This is a genomic window from Ruminococcus sp. SR1/5 (assembly GCF_000209835.1).
Lineage (GTDB): Bacteria > Bacillota > Clostridia > Lachnospirales > Lachnospiraceae > Blautia_A > Blautia_A fusiformis.
On sequence record NC_021014.1, the window covers coordinates 3,520,872 to 3,525,289 of the forward strand.

Sequence of the window (4,418 nt, forward strand, 5' to 3'; positions counted from 1 at the left end):
TTTTTTCTTTTTCGGTTTATTATGATCCCCCCCCTAGTCGTCAGGCCTATACAACATCCGATATGCCCAGACAATCCAACAGATCTTTTTTCATTTTCTCATATTGTTTTTTATATCTCGAATATCTATATACCGGAAGGATTTCCAGGCGATTATAATAACGGTTATATACCGCTCCAAGACGGTATCGTCTTTTATACATCATTATCCCTGAATTATTCCGTACAATGCTCTTCAGAACACGATTATCATCTTCTACTTCCAGCACAAAGGAAAAATATATTTTCTTTTTTCCTCTTCTGTTTTGATATATTGCTTCCAAAATTCTACAAAAGCTTTATTTAATTTTCCGATATCTGCTTCCTGAAACAAATCTGTTTTTACATATGCCAGAATATGTATCTCATCTGTTTTGTCATATCTGTAGAAAAAAGTTTTTCCATTTCGAGGAGCTTTATACGTATTTATATACTGATAAATTCCAAAACCTTTTTCCATTACATCAGAATGTGTCTGTAAATCCCTGTAACACACCGGATTTTCATAATACATATTGATATTCTGGCACAGAAAACTGAATGGCGCCCAATTTCCTTCTTTATCTGTTGGGCATTTATAATTCTTTTTATAAAATTTCACATAATATATCCACATGCATGATCTTGCCATGATCATAAAAGCCAGCGAGATATCCAGAGGGATTTCTATCACTGTACTATTTATATCTGAATTTAAATACTGCATCCCCAGATATGTAAAATACACTCCCAGCCACAGAATCATTATTTTTCGCAAAAACAAAAAACTTTTTAACTTTCCGTTTTTCCTGATAGGAAGAGCATATTTCGATTCCTTTTTGTCATTTAACATACCGTGTACATAAAATGGATTCTGACAGTTATAACTATCCGCCACATTATAAGGGGTTTTCCATCTTGACGGTATAATAACCGTAGGAATAAATAGAATATTTGAGATCATCAGGCTTACCAGAACTGCCAAAATTTCCATTACACCTACCGGCGCCAAATAGAAATAAAAAGAGTTCAGTAATCCTCCAAATACCAGGGCATATACGCACAAATAAATTGACTTGCTCAACATGTCGATCATTTTTCTGTATAATTGTCTCTTTCTTTTCTAATACATATTCTTTTAATCAAGTGATATCTTCTCTCCATTTACAGAAATCCAGTAATCTTTCGGTTTGTGTTCCATGCATCCATAACATATCTTTTCATTTTTGTTATTTTCTGCTTCCAGAAATTCTGTTCCTACAGAATCCTTCACATCGGCTACTACGTAATTATCATCATTCGGTGTTACCAGTACATACCATTCCCCATTGATTTCTATCGTTGACATATCGATATTTATCTTTACATCTTGATACTCTCTGCCTGTACCATAAAATATAGAATCTGGCAATTTCCATTTTCCAGAACTTTCCGGAAAGATCTTCCCCTCTACTGTTCCTTCATTATCCATGATAACATATGTAGAATTTTCTCCCTGCAGAATACGGATGATCTCAGCATTATCACCATATGCTTCCACGGCTTTCTCCACAGAACTGAAACTTCGGTGAGTATACACTGTATCGCAAACAAAGAGTCCGATTCCTAATATAACAATTGACGCAACAACCTTAACTGGTGTCTTTTTTGATTTTCTTTTATAAGAAATAGCGATCACCAGATTAACAATAATTATCAGATATACAATTGGTTCTATCACTTTGATCAACATACCTTTTTCACATCCCCTTTGCATACCGTCTACAGATCTACATCCCGTCTTCCGATCACCCGCTTCAGTTCTTCTCTCATTTCTCTGTAAATATTTTTATATCTGGACTTACGGTCCGTACATTTTATTTTTATGATGTCATGTTTTTTCTCATACAAAACAGCCATACGACTTCGATGTTTATACATTCGTATTCCTGATCCATCATAAAAAATCCTGCTTATAGCATCATTGATTCTCTCAGTCTGGATCACAAAGGTAAAACGTACATCTTTCTTTTTTCTTCTCTGGTCAGCTCATTACACCAGAAAATCTCAAATGCATCATTCAGAAGCTGGATATGCATTTTTTCCATATCTGCTATATCAATGATCGCCCATAAGTTTACCTGTTGATTTTTTCTTTTCTGATAAAAACAGATTTGGTCATTCTCTTTTAATATATAATTTGCTTTTTTAGCATATCCACTTTTAAAAAGACATTCTTCAAACACCAGAGGCTGATTTTTCTCCGTTTCTTCTGTTGGATCAGGCAGTATCCTTCCTGCCAGTCCCTGCATTTCATATCCGATAAAGCTGAATGGCATCCAGATACCTTTTTTATTTCTCGGATAGCAGAAACTTTTCTTATAAATATGGATATAATATGCCTCCACTACACCAAGACTCATTATTATTCCCCAGTAAATCCAGAAAAATTCCAGTCTGATTTCCTGATATCTTCTATGTATTATATGATCAGAAATGAACCCTGCTGTCATCACAAGAACATAACTCAAAAGCAAAATCTGTACTACAAAATATCCATTTATTCCGGAAAACCATTTCCTATTTTTCAACATTTTTCGTACATACAGAGGATTCCTGTCATCATATAAATTTGCAAAAGGAAAACTTTCATTTCTTGCCCAAATTCTATCTGCCGATAATACAGCTTCTCCCATTGCCGCCAATACTAATGCCATTCTGATCTCCGGCATGATCTGGTAGCAAGCTGGTGTCAGAAGTAATGTTATTAGAAAAAAACGTTTTGTTTTTTCACTCAAGCGATATCTTCTCCCCATTTATAGAAATCCAATAATCTTTTGTTTTATGATATCTATTATTTTAATGACTACTTATTATTTTCCATCCAGTTCTGACCCAATCCTTCAAAAACCCGATTGGAACCATCTTCTGTCCATTTGCAGAAACCCAGTAGTCCTCTGGGTATTTTTTCAGATATCCATAGTAAACGTTTTCGCTTCCTTTTGCTTCGGAAAATTCTGTTCCTTCCGAATCGTATACATTCGTTATGGGAGATTTTATTCCCGGATATGGTGACACCACAACATACCATTCCCCATCAACTGCTACGGTAGATACGTCTACTATAATCCTGTCTCCTGTAAAACGCTTTGTGTCCTGAAACTCTGAATCTTCCGGAAGTTTCCAGCCGCTTTCTGTTTTTTCAAAAATCTGTGAGTCCATCACATCTCCATCATCCATAATAACCAATGCTGAAGTTTTTCCTCGTAATGTCGCCACGACATCTGACCGATCATCATAGGCTGTTACTGCTTCCTCAAGTGTATGGAAACTTTGTTCAGCCTCTTTGTTATTTTCGGACATCATAAATATGATGACCACAGACAAAAGCGGAACCAGTATAAATATGGATATTTTTCGTGGGATTCTTTTCCTGGAATCCACAACTGCCACTATCATGAGCAACAGCAATAAGATTCCCCACAACCACCAGTTAGATAGTGAAATATTCATTTTTATGTCCTCTTTTTCCTACAATCTTGACGCTTCACAGATTGATCTCTACTTTATCTCCATCTACAGAAATCCAGTAATCGTCTGGTTTCGTTTTCAGATATCCATAATATACCGTTATATTCTCATATTCCGCTTTTAAAAATTCTGTTCCAGCCGAATCGTGAACCTCATCTATAGAATTCTCCCCCATAAGATAATGTGGGAGTATTACAATATACCATACTCCATGTATTTCTATTGATCTCATATCAATATTGGCATCTTCTGAAGGATAGCTCATACTTTTTCTGAAAAATGCTGAATCCGGCAATTTCCATTTCTTTCCATTTTTTGGAAAAATTCTTCCTTCAATAGATCCATCTTCATCCATGATAACATATGTAGATTTCTCATCCTGCAAGGTTGCTATTGGCTTCGCCTTAACATCATATGCCCGAATCGCTTTATCCAGCGAGGTAAAATTTCGCTGCACAAATACTGCCTGAAACATGATAAATAACAAGCCAACCAAAAAAATTGGTCTGATTATAAAAAGCGGTACCTTTTTAGATTTTTTCTTGCATACGAGAGCAACCGCCAATGCAATAAACATTAATATTGTTATAACTCTTTCGAAAATGCTCAATATCAGATTCGCCATATGATTCCTTTCTTCAGCTATTAATGGATTCTATCTCCGAATCATCATATATTTTCTTTAACTCTTTTCTCATTTCCTTATTGATATTCGTATATCTTGAATTATTATCAGCCCATTTTACTTTCAGGATATCGTGTTTGCGTACATATAATACAGGCAGCCGGCTTCTGTGCTTATCCATAAAGATTCCCCCGCTTTCATAAAAAGTTTCCTGCAGGTAATCATTTATTTCATCTACCTGGATTACAAATGTAAAACGAATATCA

6 protein-coding genes are annotated in these 4,418 nt (G+C 35.3%); all 6 read right to left on the bottom strand.

What is annotated here, in order from left to right; translation table 11 throughout:
- Positions 1–1,155: 1,155 nt before the first annotated feature.
- Positions 1,156–1,749 carry a hypothetical protein gene (locus CK1_RS17545; RefSeq protein WP_015527468.1) on the bottom strand — a complete coding sequence of 198 codons (594 nt, stop codon included), beginning with the start codon at positions 1,747–1,749 and terminating at the stop codon, positions 1,156–1,158.
- 29 nt (positions 1,750–1,778) lie between these two features.
- Positions 1,779–1,937 (bottom strand): hypothetical protein, encoded by a 159-nt coding sequence (locus tag CK1_RS17550; protein WP_227589193.1) that lies wholly within the window; start codon positions 1,935–1,937, stop codon positions 1,779–1,781.
- A gap of 62 nt (positions 1,938–1,999) precedes the next feature.
- Positions 2,000–2,713 carry a hypothetical protein gene (locus tag CK1_RS17555; protein WP_306289042.1) on the bottom strand — a complete coding sequence of 238 codons (714 nt, stop codon included), beginning with the start codon at positions 2,711–2,713 and terminating at the stop codon, positions 2,000–2,002.
- A 142-nt stretch (positions 2,714–2,855) separates the two neighbouring features.
- Positions 2,856–3,509 carry a hypothetical protein gene (locus CK1_RS17560; protein ID WP_306289043.1) on the bottom strand — a complete coding sequence of 218 codons (654 nt, stop codon included), beginning with the start codon at positions 3,507–3,509 and terminating at the stop codon, positions 2,856–2,858.
- Positions 3,510–3,543: 34 nt separating this feature from the next.
- Positions 3,544–4,152: a hypothetical protein gene (locus CK1_RS17565; protein ID WP_022427313.1), complete on the bottom strand. Its 609-nt coding sequence runs from the start codon at positions 4,150–4,152 to the stop codon at positions 3,544–3,546.
- 13 nt (positions 4,153–4,165) lie between these two features.
- A partial coding sequence (locus CK1_RS17570) for a hypothetical protein (protein ID WP_306289044.1) occupies positions 4,166–4,418 on the bottom strand: 253 nt, incomplete at its 5' end.